Source organism: Paraburkholderia sediminicola, from assembly GCF_046027355.1.
Lineage (GTDB): Bacteria > Pseudomonadota > Gammaproteobacteria > Burkholderiales > Burkholderiaceae > Paraburkholderia > Paraburkholderia sediminicola_B.
Genome location: NZ_JAQQEK010000033.1, coordinates 22,279 through 40,193 on the forward strand (window position 1 = coordinate 22,279; position 17,915 = coordinate 40,193).

General features: G+C 60.5%; 15 protein-coding genes. 8 read left to right on the top strand and 7 right to left on the bottom strand.

The features are described 5' to 3' along the window. The 3 genes from PQR42_RS36660 to PQR42_RS36670 all read right to left on the bottom strand — a co-directional run bounded on the left by PQR42_RS36660 (nt 1) and on the right by PQR42_RS36670 (nt 3,486). Nucleotides 1–1,182: an ABC transporter ATP-binding protein gene (locus tag PQR42_RS36660; RefSeq protein ID WP_408211388.1), complete on the bottom strand. Its 1,182-nt coding sequence runs from the start codon at nt 1,180–1,182 to the stop codon at nt 1–3. A gap of 32 nt (nt 1,183–1,214) precedes the next feature. After that, on the bottom strand, nt 1,215–2,378 hold the full coding sequence (locus PQR42_RS36665; RefSeq protein ID WP_408388541.1) for an aromatic ring-hydroxylating oxygenase subunit alpha: 1,164 nt from the start codon (nt 2,376–2,378) through the stop codon (nt 1,215–1,217). A gap of 181 nt (nt 2,379–2,559) precedes the next feature. Then, nucleotides 2,560–3,486, bottom strand: a complete 927-nt coding sequence (locus PQR42_RS36670) for a LysR family transcriptional regulator (RefSeq protein ID WP_408211383.1) — start codon at nt 3,484–3,486, stop codon at nt 2,560–2,562. Nucleotides 3,487–3,657: 171 nt separating this feature from the next. Here PQR42_RS36670 and PQR42_RS36675 point away from each other — a divergent pair, with 171 nt between their 5' ends. The 5 genes from PQR42_RS36675 (at nt 3,658) to PQR42_RS36695 (ending at nt 8,992) form a co-directional block, all read left to right on the top strand. Next, on the top strand, nt 3,658–5,007 hold the full coding sequence (locus PQR42_RS36675; RefSeq protein ID WP_408388539.1) for a flavin-containing monooxygenase: 1,350 nt from the start codon (nt 3,658–3,660) through the stop codon (nt 5,005–5,007). 54 nt (nt 5,008–5,061) lie between these two features. Then, nucleotides 5,062–5,499 carry a RidA family protein gene (locus tag PQR42_RS36680; protein WP_408211378.1) on the top strand — a complete coding sequence of 146 codons (438 nt, stop codon included), beginning with the start codon at nt 5,062–5,064 and terminating at the stop codon, nt 5,497–5,499. 10 nt (nt 5,500–5,509) lie between these two features. Then, a complete protein-coding gene (locus PQR42_RS36685; RefSeq protein WP_408388537.1) occupies nt 5,510–6,187 on the top strand; it encodes a DUF1028 domain-containing protein in 678 nt (225 codons plus the stop codon). After that, a complete protein-coding gene (argE, locus tag PQR42_RS36690; RefSeq protein ID WP_408388535.1) occupies nt 6,180–7,343 on the top strand; it encodes an acetylornithine deacetylase in 1,164 nt (387 codons plus the stop codon). The genes PQR42_RS36685 and argE overlap by 8 nt, the downstream gene beginning before the upstream one ends. Nucleotides 7,344–7,564: 221 nt before the next feature. Continuing rightward, nucleotides 7,565–8,992 carry a purine-cytosine permease family protein gene (locus PQR42_RS36695; protein WP_408388533.1) on the top strand — a complete coding sequence of 476 codons (1,428 nt, stop codon included), beginning with the start codon at nt 7,565–7,567 and terminating at the stop codon, nt 8,990–8,992. Between the two features lie 57 nt (nt 8,993–9,049). Here the strand turns inward: PQR42_RS36695 and PQR42_RS36700 are convergent, their stop codons facing one another. Beyond that, nucleotides 9,050–9,775: an SDR family oxidoreductase gene (locus tag PQR42_RS36700; RefSeq protein WP_408388531.1), complete on the bottom strand. Its 726-nt coding sequence runs from the start codon at nt 9,773–9,775 to the stop codon at nt 9,050–9,052. A gap of 119 nt (nt 9,776–9,894) precedes the next feature. Here PQR42_RS36700 and PQR42_RS36705 point away from each other — a divergent pair, with 119 nt between their 5' ends. The 3 genes from PQR42_RS36705 to PQR42_RS36715 all read left to right on the top strand — a co-directional run bounded on the left by PQR42_RS36705 (nt 9,895) and on the right by PQR42_RS36715 (nt 13,858). Further along, nucleotides 9,895–10,842, top strand: a complete 948-nt coding sequence (locus PQR42_RS36705; protein ID WP_408388529.1) for a LysR family transcriptional regulator — start codon at nt 9,895–9,897, stop codon at nt 10,840–10,842. 469 nt (nt 10,843–11,311) lie between these two features. Then, the gene (locus PQR42_RS36710; RefSeq protein WP_408495105.1) at nt 11,312–12,616 is read left to right on the top strand and encodes an MFS transporter; all 1,305 of its coding nucleotides are present in this window, start codon (nt 11,312–11,314) and stop codon (nt 12,614–12,616) included. 69 nt (nt 12,617–12,685) lie between these two features. Beyond that, the gene (locus PQR42_RS36715) at nt 12,686–13,858 is read left to right on the top strand and encodes a thiolase family protein (RefSeq protein WP_408211361.1); all 1,173 of its coding nucleotides are present in this window, start codon (nt 12,686–12,688) and stop codon (nt 13,856–13,858) included. A 73-nt stretch (nt 13,859–13,931) separates the two neighbouring features. Here the strand turns inward: PQR42_RS36715 and gcvA are convergent, their stop codons facing one another. The 3 genes from gcvA to PQR42_RS36730 form a co-directional block, all read right to left on the bottom strand. Next, nucleotides 13,932–14,831 carry a transcriptional regulator GcvA gene (gcvA, locus tag PQR42_RS36720; RefSeq protein WP_408211357.1) on the bottom strand — a complete coding sequence of 300 codons (900 nt, stop codon included), beginning with the start codon at nt 14,829–14,831 and terminating at the stop codon, nt 13,932–13,934. A gap of 254 nt (nt 14,832–15,085) precedes the next feature. Further along, a complete protein-coding gene (locus PQR42_RS36725; protein WP_408388525.1) occupies nt 15,086–15,511 on the bottom strand; it encodes an ester cyclase in 426 nt (141 codons plus the stop codon). Nucleotides 15,512–15,513: 2 nt separating this feature from the next. Then, nucleotides 15,514–17,589: a CaiB/BaiF CoA-transferase family protein gene (locus PQR42_RS36730; RefSeq protein WP_408388523.1), complete on the bottom strand. Its 2,076-nt coding sequence runs from the start codon at nt 17,587–17,589 to the stop codon at nt 15,514–15,516. Nucleotides 17,590–17,915 lie beyond the last annotated feature (326 nt).

The window sequence follows — 17,915 nt, forward strand, 5'->3', positions numbered from 1 at the left end:
TTAGTTGGCTCCTGCAGGTGCGGTCGTGATGATGGAGGGTGAGAGCGGGGTGGATGCGGGGATCACGGGCGCGCTGCGCGGCACGCTCATCGCGAGAATCTTGCAGTCGTCGTGGCGCCATGCGATCTCGATCGCGCTGCCGGGCGAAGGCAGCGCATGGCGCTGCGTATTGGGCACTTTCACGACGAAGGAATCGCGCGAACCGAGCGCAAGGTGCACGCGATGATGATCGCCGCAATACACCAGTTCCTGGACGTGTGCGCGCACCACGTTGCTGTGTTCGTCGACCTGCGCGCCTTCGGCGCTCGGGATATGCGCGCGTTCGGGGCGCAGCGCGAGCATCGCTTCGTCGCCCACGCGCAGGCCGGGTTCGCAACGGCCACGAATGACGCTGCCGTCCGAGAGCGCGAGCGTCGCCCACTCCTCGCCCGTAGTGACGACGCGTCCGGTCAGTCCGTTGTTCTCGCCGACGAAGTTTGCGACAAACGCGTTCTGCGCGTTCTCGTAGAGTTCGCTGGGCGTGGCGGCTTGCTGGATACGGCCATCGGAGAACACGGCGACGCGGTCCGACATCGTCAGCGCTTCGGCCTGATCGTGCGTCACGTAGACGATCGTGAGCGAGAGCTCGCGATGCAGGCGCATGATTTCGTATTGCATGGTTTCGCGCAGGCGCTTGTCGAGCGCGCCGAGCGGCTCGTCCATCAGCACGACGCTTGGCTCGAACACGAGCGCGCGCGCGAGCGCCACGCGCTGCTGCTGTCCGCCGGAGAGCTGCGCGGGACGCCGGTTCGCCAGATGCGGTAGCTCGATCATCTCGAGCGCGCGCTTCACGCGCGTTTTCTGCTCGGCGCGGCTCACGCGCCGCACGGAGAGCGGAAACGCGACGTTCTCCGCAATCGTCAGATGCGGAAAGAGGGCGTAGTTCTGAAACACCATGCCAATGTCGCGCTGATGCGGCGGCTTGTCGTCGAGCCGCCGTCCGTCGAGGCGTATCTCGCCGCGCGTGGGCGATTCGAATCCCGCGAGCATCATGAGCGTCGTCGTCTTGCCCGAACCGGACGGACCCAGCAGCGACAGGAATTCTCCCTTGCGCACGTCGAGGTTCAAGTCATCGACGACGTATTGGGCGCCGTCGTACGATTTGCTCACGCCCGAGAACGAAATGAAGGAAGGGTTTGACATCGTGATCGCGTCCTGTCGATGGTGCGTCGTAATCAATGCGCGCCGAACTGCATCGCGGCGATCTTGCTAGCGACATAGCGCGCGAAGTCATAATTGGGGCGTTCGAGCGGGCTCAGGTGACCGGGCTTCGCGAGCGGCGCGTGCACGCCGCGAAAGACGGCCTGCACGCCGCGTTTGTCTTCCGCGTTGACTTCGTCGAGCAGCTTCTTCAATTTCGTCATATGCGCGTTGGCCTCGGGATCGGCGATGAACTCCGGCGCAAGCCCGCCGCCGAAGCGAATATGCACGCGCTCCACGCCTTGAGGCTGCAGCACGAGATACCAGAAGTAACCCGGCGTAAGCGTGACGAGATGCGTCGGGTAGATCGCGAGCAGCGCCGTGGTCTTGCGCCAATGTCCCGTGAGGCGCGTGTTGTCCGGATGCGCGTTGCCGATGGGCAAGGTCGCTTCCTTCGTGATCCAGTGATAGTTGAAGGCTGGATAGCCGGGCGGGCATTCCATTTCCTCGAGCCGTGAATGCGGTCCTACCGTCGCGCGATGCAGCATGGGTAGGTGGTAGCTTTCCATGAAGTTTTCCGCGAGGATCTTCCAGTTCGTGTCCCACACGTGCTCTTCATAGAAAGTTTCGATGTAGTCCGACATGCCGTATGCGCCGATGAGCTCGCTCAGTTCGGCGAGCTGCGCGTGAACCGGCGGCGCGTCTTCGTCGAGTGTCACGTAGATCCAGCCTTGCCATTCTTCGCAGCGCACAGCGGGCAACTTGTAGCTTTCCTTGCAGAAGCCCTCTTGCCGATCCATGAGAGGCGCGCCTTGCAGCGCGCCATCCAGCGAATAGTTCCACGCGTGATAGGGGCAGACGATGCGACGCACGTTGCCGCGTCCTTCGAGCAGCACCGACATGCGATGCAGGCACACGTTCGACATCGCCTTGAGTTGCATCTGTTCGTCGCGCAATACCACGATCGGTTGCGCTCCGATCCGCGCCGTCATGTAATCGCCGGGCACTTTGAGCGCACTGGCGCGGCCGACGCATTGCCATTCACGCTCGAAGATAGCCCGCTCTTCCAGCGTGAGGAATTCGGGTGACGTATAGACACCGGGCGGCATCGCATGCGCGTCGCTGAATGGCCGTTCGCAACCCGTCTGCAGTTCGTCGACAAGTGCTTGCACTGCGATCGTCCTTGCCGGGTTGGTCATGGTGTCCCCCTTGATTCGTCACGGTGAGAGCGCGGCGACGCAAGGCTTTGCGGCGTGGCACTCAACATGGCACCAATCTATCAAGCCAAATTGCAAGCCAAAATATTGTTTTCAGATACAAAGCAAAGCTTTTGCCTATGCAGCGTCCGCAGGCTTGAAGCAGACAATCGCGCATTCCTCATCATGCGTCGAAATGCAGCCTCTGGATATAGGTCTCGCAGAACGACGCGAAGCGATGTACCACCTGGCGCGGCTTCATTGTGCGCGACTGCGCGATGCCGAGCATCGTTGCGTTGACGTTTTCTTTGAAACGCTTAATGACGAACTCTTCGCCATCCACGGTGCGATTCGATTTGAGCGGAAAATTCAGGAGGCTGTAGCCGAGACCGTTGGCCACCATGCCGCGCACGACCTCCGGCTGTGACGAACGGAACGCGGGCACGGGACGGCTGCCCACCGCATCGAAGAGTGCGGCGAAGTACTCGCGGCTGTGCGGCAGGTCGAGCATCACATACGGCTCGGGCAGGAGGTCGGCGAGCGATATCTTGCGCGCGCGTGCCAGACGATGCGTCCTCGGCAGGATCGCATAGGGCGGGAGCGAGAGCAGCGGCGTGAAGGCGATTTCTTCAGTCAAGTCGAGGCTGTAGGTGAGGGCAATGTCGAGCGAGCCGTCGTGCAGGCCGCGCAAGAGGCCGTCCTGATGCGCCTCGACGGTGCGAAACGAGATGCCCGCGTGCTCGTCGATGAATCGGCTAATCAGTCGCGGCATGAGCGGCGGCGCGAGTGAGACCAGGCAGCCGAGCGTGATGGCGCCGGTCATGCCGCCGTCCATTTCCTTCGCGGTCGTCTGCAATTCCTCCGCGAACTTCAGAAGATTGCGCGCTTGCCCGAGCAGATCGCGACCGGCTTGCGTGAGCGAGAGACCGCTCGCGTGATGCCGGATGAAGAGTTGCACGCCGAACGACACTTCGAGATCCGCGAGCGCCGTCGAGATCGACGGCTGTGAGATGTGCAGACGCTTCGCGGCGGCGGTGAAGGACAGTACTTCCGCAGTGACCACGAAATAACGCAACTGGCGCAACGAGTAGCGCAACGGTTGACTCTCCATCGACGACGCTCCGTGTTCAAGCTCTTCAATGGGCGGCATTGTGAAGCGGTCAAAAAGGCTTGCATAGGTAAATCCGATGCCATGCATTTTTTAAATATATTTTTCAAATTCTGAAGGGGCGCGTAGATTTTCACGAATCGAAACATTCCGCCTTTTCAGAAGGACACAGCCATGACAGTGGAAACAACGTCTATCGACACGCTCGTAGTCGGCGCCGGTCAGGCCGGCGTCGCCATGAGCGAACATTTGAGCAAGCTTGGCGTGCCGCATCTCGTGCTGGAACGCGCTCGTATCGCCGAGCGTTGGCGCACGGGACGCTGGGATTCGCTGGTTGCCAATGGCCCCGCGTGGCACGATCGTTTCCCCAATCTCGAGTTTGCGGACTTCGACCCCAACGCGTTCGCTTCGAAGGAGCAGGTCGCGGACTATTTCGTCGCTTATGCGAAGAAGTTTGAAGCGCCGATTCGCACCGGCGTGGAAGTGAAGAAGGTCGTGCGCAATGCGGGGCGGCAGGGCTTCACCGTCGAAACATCGGAGGGCACGATCGAGGCCAATCGCGTGGTGGTCGCAACCGGGCCTTTTCAGCGCCCCGTCATTCCGCCAATCGCGCCGCAAGATTCGAGCCTTACGCAGATTCATTCCGCCGACTATCGCAATCCCGCTCAATTGCCCGAAGGTGGCGTGTTGGTGGTGGGCGCGGGATCGTCGGGCGTGCAAATCGCGGACGAGTTGCAACGTGCTGGCAAACGCGTCTACCTGTCGGTCGGAGCGCACGATCGTCCGCCGCGCGCTTATCGCGGTCGCGACTTCTGCTGGTGGCTCGGCGTGCTCGGCGAATGGGATGCGGAGGTCATGAAGCCCGGCAGGGAGCACGTCACCATTGCAGTGAGCGGTTCGCGCGGCGGCCATACGGTGGATTTCCGGCGTCTCGCGAATCAGGGCATCACGCTCGTGGGTCTGACGAAATCCTTCGACGACGGCGTGGTGACCTTCGAAGCGGATCTCGCGGCGAACATCGCGCGCGGTGACGAGAACTATCTCTCGCTACTGGACGCGGCCGACGCCTATGCCGAGCGCAACGGCCTCGATCTTCCCGAAGAGCCCGAAGCCCGCGTCATTCCGGCGGATCCGGAATGCGTGACGCACCCGTTGCACGATCTGGATCTGGCGAAAGCCGGCGTGACGTCGATTGTCTGGGCGACCGGTTATGCAGTCGATTTCAGCTGGTTGAACGTCAACGCCTTCGATGAAAAGGGTAAGCCGAAACATCAGCGCGGCGTATCGAAGGAGCCAGGCATCTATTTCCTCGGTCTGCCCTGGCTATCGCGCCGTGGCTCCGCATTTATCTGGGGCGTGTGGCACGACGCGAAGCACATCGCCGATCACATCGTCACGCAGCGCAAATACGCGGCTTATTACGGCGACGCGCAACACCAGGCACAGAGCCGCGGCGTTGAAAGCGTTGAAAACACATCCCCCGATTCGCGCGTCCACAAAGTCAGCGAGATGGGCGTGAACTGATGCGTACGTCTCTCTAATCCGCGATCCATTTCTTCCTAACATTAAGGTGCATTGATGAGCCAACCTACGCATACCCGTATCCGTATGTTCAATACGAAGGATACGTATCCGAACCAGACGCTCGACAACGATCTTTGTCAAGCCGTGCGCGCCGGCAATACGGTCTATGTGCGCGGGCAGGTGGGCACGGATTTCGAAGGCCGCATGGTCGGCATCGGCGACCCGCGCGCCCAGGCCGAGCAAGCGATGAAGAACGTCAAGCAATTGCTGGAAGAAGCGGGCAGCGACCTGTCGCACATCGTCAAGACGACGACGTTCCTCACCGACATCCGCTACCGCGAGCCGGTCTATCAGGAAGTCGGAAAGTGGCTGAAGGGCGTGTTTCCTATTTCGACCGGCTTGGTAGTGGTCGCGTTGGGTCAGCCGCAGTGGTTGATGGAGATCGACGTTATCGCGGTCATTCCGGATGGATGGACGCCGCCGACGGCCTAAGGAGCGGGACATGACATTCTCAATCGTCGGACGTTGCCCGGAATCCGGGCAGCTTGGAATCGCGATCAGTTCGTCCAGCATTGCGGTGGGCGCCCGATGCCCATGGGTGCGCGCAGGCGTGGGCGCGGTTGCGACGCAGAACGTCACGCTGCCCGCGTTAGGGCCGCAGATTCTCGATCTTCTGGAGAACGCACAACTCGATCCCGCCGCAGCGTTGGACCGCGTGCTCGGCGCGAGCGAGCGGAGCGAGTACCGCCAGGTGACGGTGATCGATGGGCAGGGTCGCACGGCGTTCTTCAGCGGCAAGGAAGCGCTGGGCACGTATCACGCTGTCGCCGGCGAGCAGTGCGTAGCCGCAGGCAACATGCTCGCCGGTGTCGAAGTGATCGAAGCCATGCTTCCGGCGTTCGAGCAGGCATCCGGCACGCTTGCCGATCGGCTGCTCGCGGCCATGCATGCTGCGATCGCTGCCGGCGGCGAAGCGGGGCCCGTGCATTCGGCGGCGCTCAAGATCGTGGGCGACGTGAGCTGGCCGATCGTCGATTTGCGAGTCGATTGGGTGGATGACGATCCCATCGGCCAGCTCGACGGTCTGTGGCAGGCGTATCGGCCGCAGATGCAGGACTACTTGACCCGGGCATTGAATCCGACCGTCGCGCCCAGCTACGGAGTGCCGGGCAATGAATGACAGATCCAGCCGTGCGCTGCTCGAACGGCTGATCGGCTTCGCCACGGTCAGCCGGGACTCCAATCTGGACATGATCGAGTTCATTCGGCTTTACCTGCAGGAACTCGATGTCGAGAGCGAGCTGTTCTACAACGCCGAGCGCACCAAGGCGAATCTGTTCGCGACCATCGGTCCGCGTGAGCGCGGCGGCATCGTGCTGTCCGGCCATACCGACGTGGTGCCCGTCGATGGTCAGGCGTGGACCGTCGATCCATTCCGTCTCACCGAGCGCGACGGGCGGTTGTATGGCCGCGGCACGGCCGACATGAAGGGTTTTATCGCTTCGGTGCTGGCGGCGGTGCCCGGGTTCCTTGGGCGCGAGTTGAAGCTGCCGATTCACCTCGCTTTTTCGTACGACGAGGAAGTCGGATGCCTCGGTGTGCGGCCGATGCTGGCGGAATTGGAGCGGCGTGCGCACAAGCCGGCCCTGTGCCTGATCGGCGAGCCGACCGAGCTCAAGCCGGTGCTGGGCCACAAGGGCAAGCTGGCGATGCGCTGTCAGGTGAAAGGCGCGCCTTGCCATTCGGCTTATGCGCCGTATGGAGTCAACGCCATTCAATACGCGGCGCGGATGATCGGCCGACTGGAAGAGATCGGCGAGCAACTGGCGCAGCCCGAGCATCACGACGAGCGATTCGATCCGCCGTTCTCGACCGTGCAGACGGGCGTGATCAAGGGCGGCCGCGCGCTCAACATCGTGCCGGCCGAATGCGAATTCGATTTCGAAGTACGCGCGCTGCCTGGCTTCGACGCAAACCAGGTCGCCGACGAGTTGCAGACCTACGCCGAAGCCGAACTATTGCCGAAGATGCGCGCCGTGAAGTCCGACACCGACATCCGCTTTCAGCCGCTCTCCGCCTATCCGGGATTGGCCACATCCCCCGACAGCGACGCGGCGCGTCTTTTGGCGCTGCTCAGCGGGTCCATTGAGTTCGGCACGGTCGCATTCGGCACCGAGGGCGGGCTCTTCGATCAGGCAGGGATTCCAACAGTGGTCTGCGGACCCGGCAGCATGGACCAAGGGCATAAGCCGGACGAATTCGTCACCGTCGAGCAATTGCGCAATTGCGATGCGATGCTGGCTCGGCTGGCGGACTACGTTTCGGCGACGTCCTGATACGTATTGGCGAGGCGACTGTCTTGCGCTAAAGCAGGACGATCCGCAGACCACTCAACTCAAATACTTTCGAATGCCAGGCATGGCGATTCAGTGGACCGAACACGCCTAGCCACGCAAGGGACAGGAGTAAGCGCTAAAGCGCCAACTCCTGTCGACCGCAAAGCATGGGACAGGAGTAAGCGCTAAAGCGCCAACTCCTGTCGACACAGGAGACGAACTTGAATACTTCGGAACGCAATGCCTCGGCGTTGATCGAAAAACACACCATCGGCTACGTGCCGCCCGAGGATCGCCATGGCAAGGTGCGCGATCTGTTCACGCTATGGTTCGGCGGCAACATCGCTCCCTTGCCCATCGTCACCGGCGCGCTCGGCGTGCAGATCTTCCACTTGAACTTGCTGTGGGGCATCGTGGCGATCGTCGTCGGTCAGGCCGTCGGCGGTGTGCTGATGGCGCTGCATTCGGCACAGGGCCCGCAAATGGGCATCCCGCAGATGATTCAGAGCCGCGCTCAGTTCGGTTCATGGGGCGCGCTGCTGGTCACCGTGATCGCAGGCGTGATGTACGTGGGCTTCTTCGCGTCCAATATCGTGCTCGCCGGGAAGTCTCTTCATGGCATCGAAAACGGCATCCCGGTTCCTGTCGGCATCGTGATCGGCGCGTTGGGATCAGGGCTGATCGGGATCATCGGTTACCGGATCATCCACATCTTGAACCGCATCGGAACCTGGGTGCTCGGGATCGGCATTTTCATCGGTTTCGGCTATATCCTCACGCATATCGCCACGGACGATTTTCTGACGCGTGGCGGATTCAACATCGCCGGCTGGCTCGCCACCGTTTCTCTGTCGGCGCTCTGGCAAATCGCTTTCGCCCCGTACGTTTCCGACTATTCGCGCTATCTGCCGGAGAACGTGCGCGTCGCATCGACGTTCTGGGCGACCTACCTCGGCTGCACGATCGGCTCGACGCTCGCGTTCGTCTTCGGCGCGGTAGCCGTGCTCGCGGTGCCGCCCGGCACCGACGCGATGGACGCCGTCAAGCAGGCCACCGGACCGCTCGGGCTGCCGATGCTCGTCCTCTTCCTGCTGAGCGTGATCAGCCATAACGCGCTGAACCTTTACGGCGCGGTGCTCGCGGCCATCACGTCGCTGCAGACCTTCGCCTATCGCTGGATTCCCACGGCGAAAGCGCGGGCCGTGCTGTCGATCGCGATTCTCCTCGCATGCTGCTATGGTGCGATCGGCGCGTCGACGAATTTCGTCGGCAATCTGGTCGATCTCGTGCTCGCGCTGCTGGTCGTGCTGGTGCCGTGGACCGCGATCAATCTGATCGACTTCTATGTGATCCACAAGGGCAAATACGACATCCAGTCGATCTTCCAGGTGGACGGGGGCATCTACGGCCGCTTCAATCCACAGGCGCTGATTGCCTATGGAATCGGCATCGTCGTGCAGATTCCGTTCATGAACACGCCGATGTATGCGGGTCCCGTGCCGAAGTATCTCGACGGCGCGGATCTCTCGTGGGTTATCGGGCTGCTTCTGACGTCGCCGCTGTATTACTGGCTCGCGTCGCGGGACACCCACTATCGGCGCAGACAAACGGGTGCTAGCGTCGCGCGTGGCCCGGCGAGACAGTCATGACCGCTGGGGTGCCTCCGCAATCGGAGCGGCGATGCGGAGGCCTCGATGGAGACACCGTCATAGCAGCCGCAAGCCGCCGTCGCACTCGATTACCGCGCCCGTCATGAAGGTGTTCTCCATCAGAAACTGAAGCGCATGCGCGACGTCTTGAGCTTGGCCGACACGTCGAGCTGGCAGGGTTTCGGTCTGCTGGCGAAAAAGGTCCTCTTTGACGCTGCTGGGAAATCTGTCCCACCAGGCCGTATCGACCACGCCGGGCGAAACGGCATTGACGCGCAGCGGCGCCAGTTCGCGCGCGAGCGTCCCGATCATGCTTTCGAGCGCGCCGTTGATCGCGCCCAATCCCGCAGTGCCGGGATTGGCAATGCGCGCGGAAATCGCGGTCACGAACGTCAAACTGCCGTCGCGGCGCAGGGCCGCGAGGCCAGCTTGTGCCGCTTCGAGCTGTGGCCAGAACTTGGCTTCGAAGCCACGGCGCAAGGAATTCAAATCGAGGTCCTTGAACAGGCCGGCGCCGTCGCCGCCGGAGAGCGTTAGCACCAGATGATCGATGTCACTCAGGCCGCCGAAGAAACGGTCGAGCGCAGCGCGGTCGGTGCAGTCGAGTGCATTGCCGGCGACACTCCCACATCCTTCGAGTCCGGCGAGCGCCTTATCCAGTTTGGCCTGGTCGCGGCCGACTGCCACGACGTGCGCACCGGCTTCCTTCAGCCGCGACACCGTCGCTAGTCCAATGCCGGACGAACCACCCAGCACGACGACTTTCTGATTCTGCCAATCCATGTCGCTGCTCCTGTCGATGAAAGGAGGCACCTGCCGATGTGCCGTCACATTGGCTTACAGCACACCTCCTTGGCGATAGAATGCGTGTCAGGCCCATATCATTCAAATCGTTTGTGACGATGACCGACATCATTGAGAATGATTTCAGGCGTTTCGACCTGAACTTGCTGCTGGCCTTTCGCGCGCTGTTGGAGGAACGCAGCGTCACGCGTGCCGCGCAGCGACTCTTCCTCGGTCAGCCGGCGATGAGTGGGGCGCTTAAGCGTCTTCGGGAGGCGTTCGGCGACGAACTGTTCGTGCGCACACCTCACGGCATTACGCCGACGCCCCGCGCGCTCGAACTGGCGCGGCAGGTCGAGCCCTTCCTCCAATCGCTGCACCGGGCGCTCACGCAACCGCCGGCGTTCGATCCGGCACAGGCTCAGCGCGTATTTCGCATTGGCCTGAGCGATTCGCTCGAGGTCCTGCTGATGCCGGAGATAATGGGCCGCCTCGCCACCAAGGCGCCCGGCGTGAAACTGATCGCCCGCTCTACCGACTCCACGCGCGCGGCGGCGATGCTCGACGAGGGCGCGATCGAACTGGCGGTCGGCGTGTTCCCGGAATGCGTGCAGTGGCAGCGGCGCCGGCCGCTGTTTCAGTGGCGCTTCGTGAGCGTCTACAATCCGCGCCTCGTCAAGACGCGCCGCAAGCGCCTGTCAATGGATGAGTTCCTGCGGCACCGGCATGTGCTCACCTCGTTCAGCGCTGGCCTGCAGGGCTTTATAGACGAGCAACTAGCCATGCAAGGTCTCAAGCGCGACGTGGTGTTCTCCAGCTCGAATTTCGCGACTAGCCCGTTTATCGTGCGGCACACGCCGGCGATCGCCACGGTGCCCGATTTCATCGGCCGCGTTTGGCGCGACACATTGGATCTGGCGATGAGTCCATTGCCATTCGACGTGCCGGGCTATGAAGTCTCGCTGATGTGGGCTGCTTCGAGGGATCAGGATCCGGGACTCGCGTGGCTGGCAGCGGAGTTTATGGACGCGTTTGACGTAAGCGAAAGAAGATCGCCCCGTCCTTGATGAAGGCGACGCGCGATACGACAATAGATCAACGGGATCGCTCTTGATGGCGGCGTGCCGCGAGCAGAGCACCGCGACTACCGGCCCGTCTTCGGCGCCCCTCAAAGTCTATCCATCGGAGCGTCGACGCTCCCATGCCAGCCACGCATCGAATCGGTGCGACAGGGCAGAATCCCCATTACCGAGCGCCTTGTCCGACATGGCACCGCTCGATTTCTGCTGCCCTCGCCGCACCAGAAAAAAAGTCAATCCAACCAGCAAAAAAAGTAGTTTGCGTCGAAATCGCACGCAAACCTACGATGCCTACATGTGCTAAGTCGACACAGCGGCACCGGCAAGAACTCCGGCAATGATGGCTTGATCTGCTGAATACCCTCTCCATGAACCCAGGCGTGGCGAGTGGGGCAGGCGTTTGTATGCCACCGCGACTAGCCATGCGCTTTATCAATAAGGATTGATGGAGACAGATATGAATACCGCCTTGTCCAACACTATCGTGGAAGCCCCGATCCCGTTCACGCGCGAACAGAAAAAAGCGATTGCTGCCGCGACGCTGGGCACTATCGTCGAGTTTGCCGACTGGATCATCTATGCAACATTCGCCTCGCTGTTTTCACGGCATTTCTTTCCGGCCCACAACGAAAAGATTTCGCTGCTCTCTGCCTTCGCGGTATTCGCAGTCGGATTCATCATGCGGCCAATCGGTGGCGCTGTTCTGGGCGCATATGCAGATCGTCACGGACGAAAGAATGGTCTTGCTCTCTCAGTTGCATTGATGGCCGGGAGTTCCCTGGTGATTGCGGTCTGTCCGGGATACGCGGCGATCGGAATGGTGGCGCCGATTATTCTGGTTGTCGCCCGACTGGTGCAGGGATTCGCAGCTGGCGGGGAATTCGGCTCCGCGTCCACTTTTCTCATAGAGTCCTCCGCCCCATCACGACGCGGATTTACCGGCTCCTGGCAACACTTTGCGGTGAACGCTGGCGTCCTGGTCGCGGCGCTGATTGGCTACATCCTCACATCGTGTATCAGCGAACAAAGCATGGCAAGTTGGGGCTGGCGACTTGCGTTCGCGATTGCCGGTCTGATGGGATTCGTGGCGCTGTGGGTACGTCTATCTGTTTCAGAAACCGAAGCCTTCAAGAAAACAGTCGTGAACCATCAAAAGCGCCGTCATCCGTTTTTGGTGCTGGTGGGCGAACATCGTCGGGCCGCGTTGCGCGTGATTGGTATCGCCATGGCAGGGAATCTGTCTGTCTATTTTTGGCTCGTCCTCTTTCCAACGTTCGCCCACATGCGGACGGGTCTGCCGCTGCGCGACGGCTTCAGCGCCAGCGTCATTTCAATCGTGGTTTCGCTCTTTGCGATTCCATTTTTTGGAAAGCTCTCTGACCGAATTGGCCGCAGGCCTGTTCTGCTCGCGTTTGCCGGCGGCTCCGCCGTGTTCGCGTGGCCGAGTCTTCATTTTCTCGCGAATGATTTCTGGACGGACACGGTCATTGTGACGATCGGCATGTTGCTCTCGTCAGGCTTTACCGCCACTTGCGCAGCAGTGATGGCCGAGCAGTTTCCGGCGGAGATCCGCGCGACCGGTGTCGCCTTGCCTTACGCGATCTCAGCGACGCTTTTTGGTGGAACGCTTCCGTACATCGTGACAGCCATGTCGAACGCGGGCTTCTCGGATTACATATGGGTCTACATCGCGATCGTTTGCGCAGTCGGATTCTGCGTATACGCGGTGATGCCCGAGACGAAAGGAAAGGCTCTGGATTGATGCATGGGTAATGCGGGTACCTCGGAGTGAGTGCCTCGCGGAACATTCTTGGAATTGATGGAGAGAGAAATGCGTAAGGTCGTTATTGGCGGTATCGGTATGACGCACTTTGGTAAATTTATCGAGCGGAATCTGAAGTCACTGTCGGAGGAAGCAGTCGGTCTCGCGCTCAAGGACGCTCGCGTTACGGTCAACGACGTAGACCGGATTTTTTTTGGCAACGCGGCAGCAGGCGTTGTTACCGGTCAGGAGATGATTCGCGCGCAATCGTCGCTTCGCAATACCGGGCTCGACGGCAAGCCGATGTATAACGTCGAGAATGCCTGTGCCTCTGGCAGCTCGGCCCTTAATCTGGCGTGGCTCTCGGTGGCCTCCGGACAATCCGAAACGGCGCTGGTGGTCGGCACGGAGAAACTTACTCACGAAGACAAGGCCGTCTCGTTCGGTGCATTCGCGAAGGCCGTCGATCTCGAGGAACCGCTGCCCGAAGGCGTGACAGCCGGTACCGGCTCGCTCTTCATGGATCTTTATGCCGCCAAGGCTCGCAAATGGATGGAAAGGACCGGTGCGGAGGCGAGCGACTTCGCGCGGGTCGTGGTGAAGAGCCGTCGCGCTGGGTCACTTAACCCGGTCGCGCAATTCCGCAAGGAAACGACCATCGAGGAAGTCCTGGAGAGTCGGATGGTCAGCAATCCGCTCACGCTGTTCATGTGCTCCTCGATTGGCGATGGAGCAGCCGCGCTCTTCATTTGTTCGGAAGATTACGCGAAGAAGCACGATATCCGTCCTGTCTACATTCGCGCAAGCTCGATCGTATCCGCGAAAGCCGATGGGTCAGGTGATCTCGTTGCAGTGCGAGCGGCGAGAGCGGCATACGAAGAAGCGGGAATCGGGCCGTCCGATGTTCATGTCGTCGAACTTCACGACGCTTCGGCGCCGGCCGAATTGATCCATTACGAAAATCTCGGCCTTTGTCCCCCGGGCGATGCAGCCAAACTCATCCGTTCGGGTGACACCGACATCGGCGGCCGCATCTCAGTCAATCCGAGCGGCGGCCTTCTTTCCCGTGGTCATCCGGTCGGGGCGACTGGGGTCGCGCAAATTGTCGAATTGACCCAACAACTTCGGGGAACGGCGGGCGCTCGCCAACGTCCGGGTGCCAAAGTGGCACTCGCCGAGAACAACGGTGGTCAACTGGCGGGTGATTCGGCCGTCGCTCTCGTCACCATCCTCTCGGCTTGATCCCGGGATGCGCTGCACCGCACGTCATCGCGCCGACAGGATAGCGGTGCGGGCGGTCAGAGTGGCGGGCAGATCAGGTCTGCCCGCCACCCACCGAGAGAAGCCACTCGCGGAAAGCAGTGAATTCGGGCGACGAGATGCGGCTCTTGGGATAGACAAGATAGTACGTGAACGCGCCTTCATCGAGAACAAAAGAGAACGGCGTCACGAGACGGCCGGAATCCAGATCTTCTGTTATCAGAACACGCTGCGCTATTGCGACGCCATGCCCTTGCGTGGCCGCGAAATACGCGAGGATCGAACTCTCATAACTCAGACCGCCGAGCGGATTGACGCCTTTTACGCCCGCGGCATCGAGCCACTTTGCCCAATCTTCCCGGCGAGCCAGCGAGTGAAGCAAGGGTACTGTGCGCAGCGCCTCCGGCGTCGCGTCCGTCAGGTCCGGATGAGCGTGCAAGAATTCCGGGCTGCATACAGGGACAAGCTCATTCGGCACGAGCCGATCAAAGCCGATGTCGGATGATGGTGCGTGGGATAAGCGTATCGCGGCGTCCACATCGTCGATGTTGAAGTCGACCGCGTGAAGCGACGTTGTCAGAATCACTTCAATATCCGGGTGCTGAAGATGAAATGACGACAGGCGAGGGATGAGCCAATTCCTCGAAAATGTCGTGTAGGCGCGGATTTTGAGGTGCCGCCTGCGTCGACTCTCGGTCAGATTGACGGTCGCGGTGCGCATCGACTCGAAGGCGCGAGCGATGTCCACGAGATAGCGCTCGCCCATCGGCGTTAGCGTTATCGACCGATGTCCCCGGTCAAACAACGTCACCTCGAGTTGATCTTCGAGCAGCTTGATGTGGCGGCTCACGGCGGCGGGGGTGACATGCAATTCCTCCGCGGCCAGTTGGACGCTGAGGAGTCGACCCGCGGCTTCGAAAGCTCGCAGAGCGTTGAGAGACGGAAGCGTTCGCATGACGAAATGTTACCACGTACCTACGCGGGTCGATTCGTCGAAATCTCCGCTGCGACGGCCGCGTGGCATCGACACGCTGGCCGCTATCGCAGCGAAAAACGCCTACGTGACGCAGGAGACGGAAGTATGAAAGAAGTTGTGGGCAGCGCGACGGACTGCCCCGCTTGAGCGCTGAGAAGAGCTGAGACTGGCACCGCGAATTCCGAGGGCGTCCTGCGGACTTGTGGGTGGGCCAACCGTTGTTAACTTCGGCCTCAGGCGATGGACTTTTTCGCGGCCAGGTTCCGAAGCACTTCCAACGCGCTGCGCTCCACCCAGTTGTGTTTCAGCAGGCCGTTCTCGCCAACGTGCAAGACTGCAGTCCCCGTCATGTCAATCGGCGACCCGCATGATTCGGAGCCCATAAACCCCTTGTTTTTTCCCGTGACACGCCAGCGAGTCACCACTCGGTCGCCTGTCTCGTTCTGGAATGTCTCGATGACATTGAACTCAAAGTCGTCGATGCTCGACAGGAATGCTGCCACCCACTTTTTGAACGCTGCGCGCGATCTGATATCCACACCGCCGGACGTCACGGTGAAGTCTTCCGAAACCAGATGGTCCGCAGCGTTCGGATTACGCAACTGCCATACTTCACGCCAGAATTTCTCGGCGATTTGAACTGAATCTCGCTTTGCCACTTTCAACTCTCCTGCGTATTGGTGATAGAAATTTCGTTTGTCGATTCATGCTTTTCAGTGGTCTGCACCATCACGGGTTCAGGGCGTCCAGGAACGGTACGAACTTTTGCTGGCGTGCGAGACAGCCTATATGGCATTTTTATGAGCGGCCAGAATGCTCCATCATTGCCACGGCCGACACTCAATATATCCGCCAGAAAATCCGCGTCGTCCATTAGCTCGTCCATACGAACTACAGGCACGGATGCAATGCCCAGTGACTCAAGCTTTGCTATCAGAAGCTCACGAGTCATCGCTTCACATTGAGCGCCTGGTGTCTGGCTACGAACCACGTCGATTTCCACGGAATTCTTTGCCTCGGCCGAGACATATCCGTCCGAACAGGCAATGGCCACGCCTTTCGAAACAGGATTGCCCGCGGCAAAAAGACAGCTCCACGCCGCCACGTCCTGCATGGATATCTCGATGAACCTCCCGCTTCCTTCCGACGGTTCGACGAGTTCGGCGACTATCGCAAACAAGGCGGCCTGGCCGCCGAGGATGTCGGCTGCCGATGCGCCTGCTTTCACTGGGGAGCCGTCACCATTGCGTGTGAGATCCATGAGACCGCTCATCGCCTGGATGACCGTGTCGAACGCAGGTCGCGTCGGATAGGCGGACTCGATTCCAAATCCCGAGATCGAACAGTAGATCAGCGCCGGATTGATCTCTTTCAAAGAGGACCGACCCAGGCCAAGTTTGGCTAGCGCTCCCGGACGAAGGTTTTCGACGAGGACATCACTTGTGGCGAGCAACGCTTCGAGGTAGCGCAGGTGAGATGCCTGCTTCAGATCCAGCGAGATGCTTTTCTTGTCAGTGTTGTTGAGGGCAAAGAAATAGCTCAGCCCGTCTTGTCCCGGAGACCAGTTTCTCGCAACCTCTCCCTCCAGCGGCTCGACCTTGATCACTTCGGCACCGAGCGCCGCAAGATGTTTTCCGACGAGAGGTGCGGTGGTGTATTGCCCAATCTCGATCACCCGGACGCCCGCCAATGCTCCGGTTGGACTTGGGCCTTGTCGCGCCTCGAATCCTGCGACGTAACCGATAGATTTCGCAGTCAACCGTCGTGCAGTTCCGGCTTCATTACGGTGACACTCGCCGTCGTTCATCAGAGGGAACGTCCGGAACGGCGTAACTGCCGTATACGTGTGCTTCCCGATTTCACCTGCCAGAATCTGTGCGGCGGCCGCTGGATGCCGGAGCTTGAAATTAGGCTCTTCATGGAGCAACGATATGGGTACGATAGGCCCCGCTGCCACGCCGATTTCCTCGCACAGGGCGCTGCACTGATCGGTAGTCAGCCCGGAAGACCAGGCCTCGATAAACGGATCAAGTGAATCTACGTTGCGGACCCTTTCATTCAAGGTCGCGAAGCGATTGTCGTCGAGCGCCGGCTGATTGATCGCGATCTTCAGTTTGCGCCACTGGTCTTCGGTGCTGGTGCAAATCAGGACCCAACCGTCGAGTGTCCGATACGCATTCCACGGGGCGCACGCCGGGTGCCGGTTTCCGACACGTTCAACGCTGCTGCGGGCGAACGCTTTCGGCAGAAAGGTGGTCAGTGCGCTGCTCGCGCAGGCGAATAGGGAAACGTCGATGTTCTGTGCAAACCCTTGCGTACGAAGGACTCGCGATGCCGCCGCTACGGCCGCCGCGGCGTATAACGCTGCGGAGATTTCGGTGAACGGGATACCGATGTTCACCGGTTCTCCACTTTCGAAGCCCGTCGTGTCCATCAGGCCCGTGATCGCCTGAATCTGGCCATCCGTCCAGCGGCCCCCCAACCTCGCACTCTGGGGGCCCATAGCGGATATGTCGCAGACAATGAGGTTGCCAGACGTCTTCAAACTCGATATCTTCGCCCGCGTTGCAAAACTGGCCGTATCAGACGAGACGATCACCACGTCGTACCCTGAGAACGAGGGTAATGAGTCATGGTCTGCAACATGCACTTGCGCGCCCGCGTGTCCAAGCAGACTCGCACTCAACTCAACGGCACTGCGTGAGCCCCACGCGAGAATTCGCATTCCGTCCAACATTCCAGTCTCCCAAACGTCCGGTGTCTATCCATTGACCGATGACAGGATTGATCGCGTGGTAGCAACACACGCCGCACCCTGATTCAACGATATGGCAACCAGTGGGGCGGTACAACCGACATTTCCTGCTGTTTGGATTGACTTTTGATGCGCTGAATGACGAGTGATGGCAACGCGCGTGGACTAGCTACAGTGAAAGTCAATCGAACTCGACGAAAAAGTGAATTGCCCGCCAAACAGCGGGGCAATAGCATCTATCGCAATCGGTCCACTCTTCAACGGGGGTGGCCCGAGCGCTCGCCGGCATTCATGGCGGCCGTGTTCAT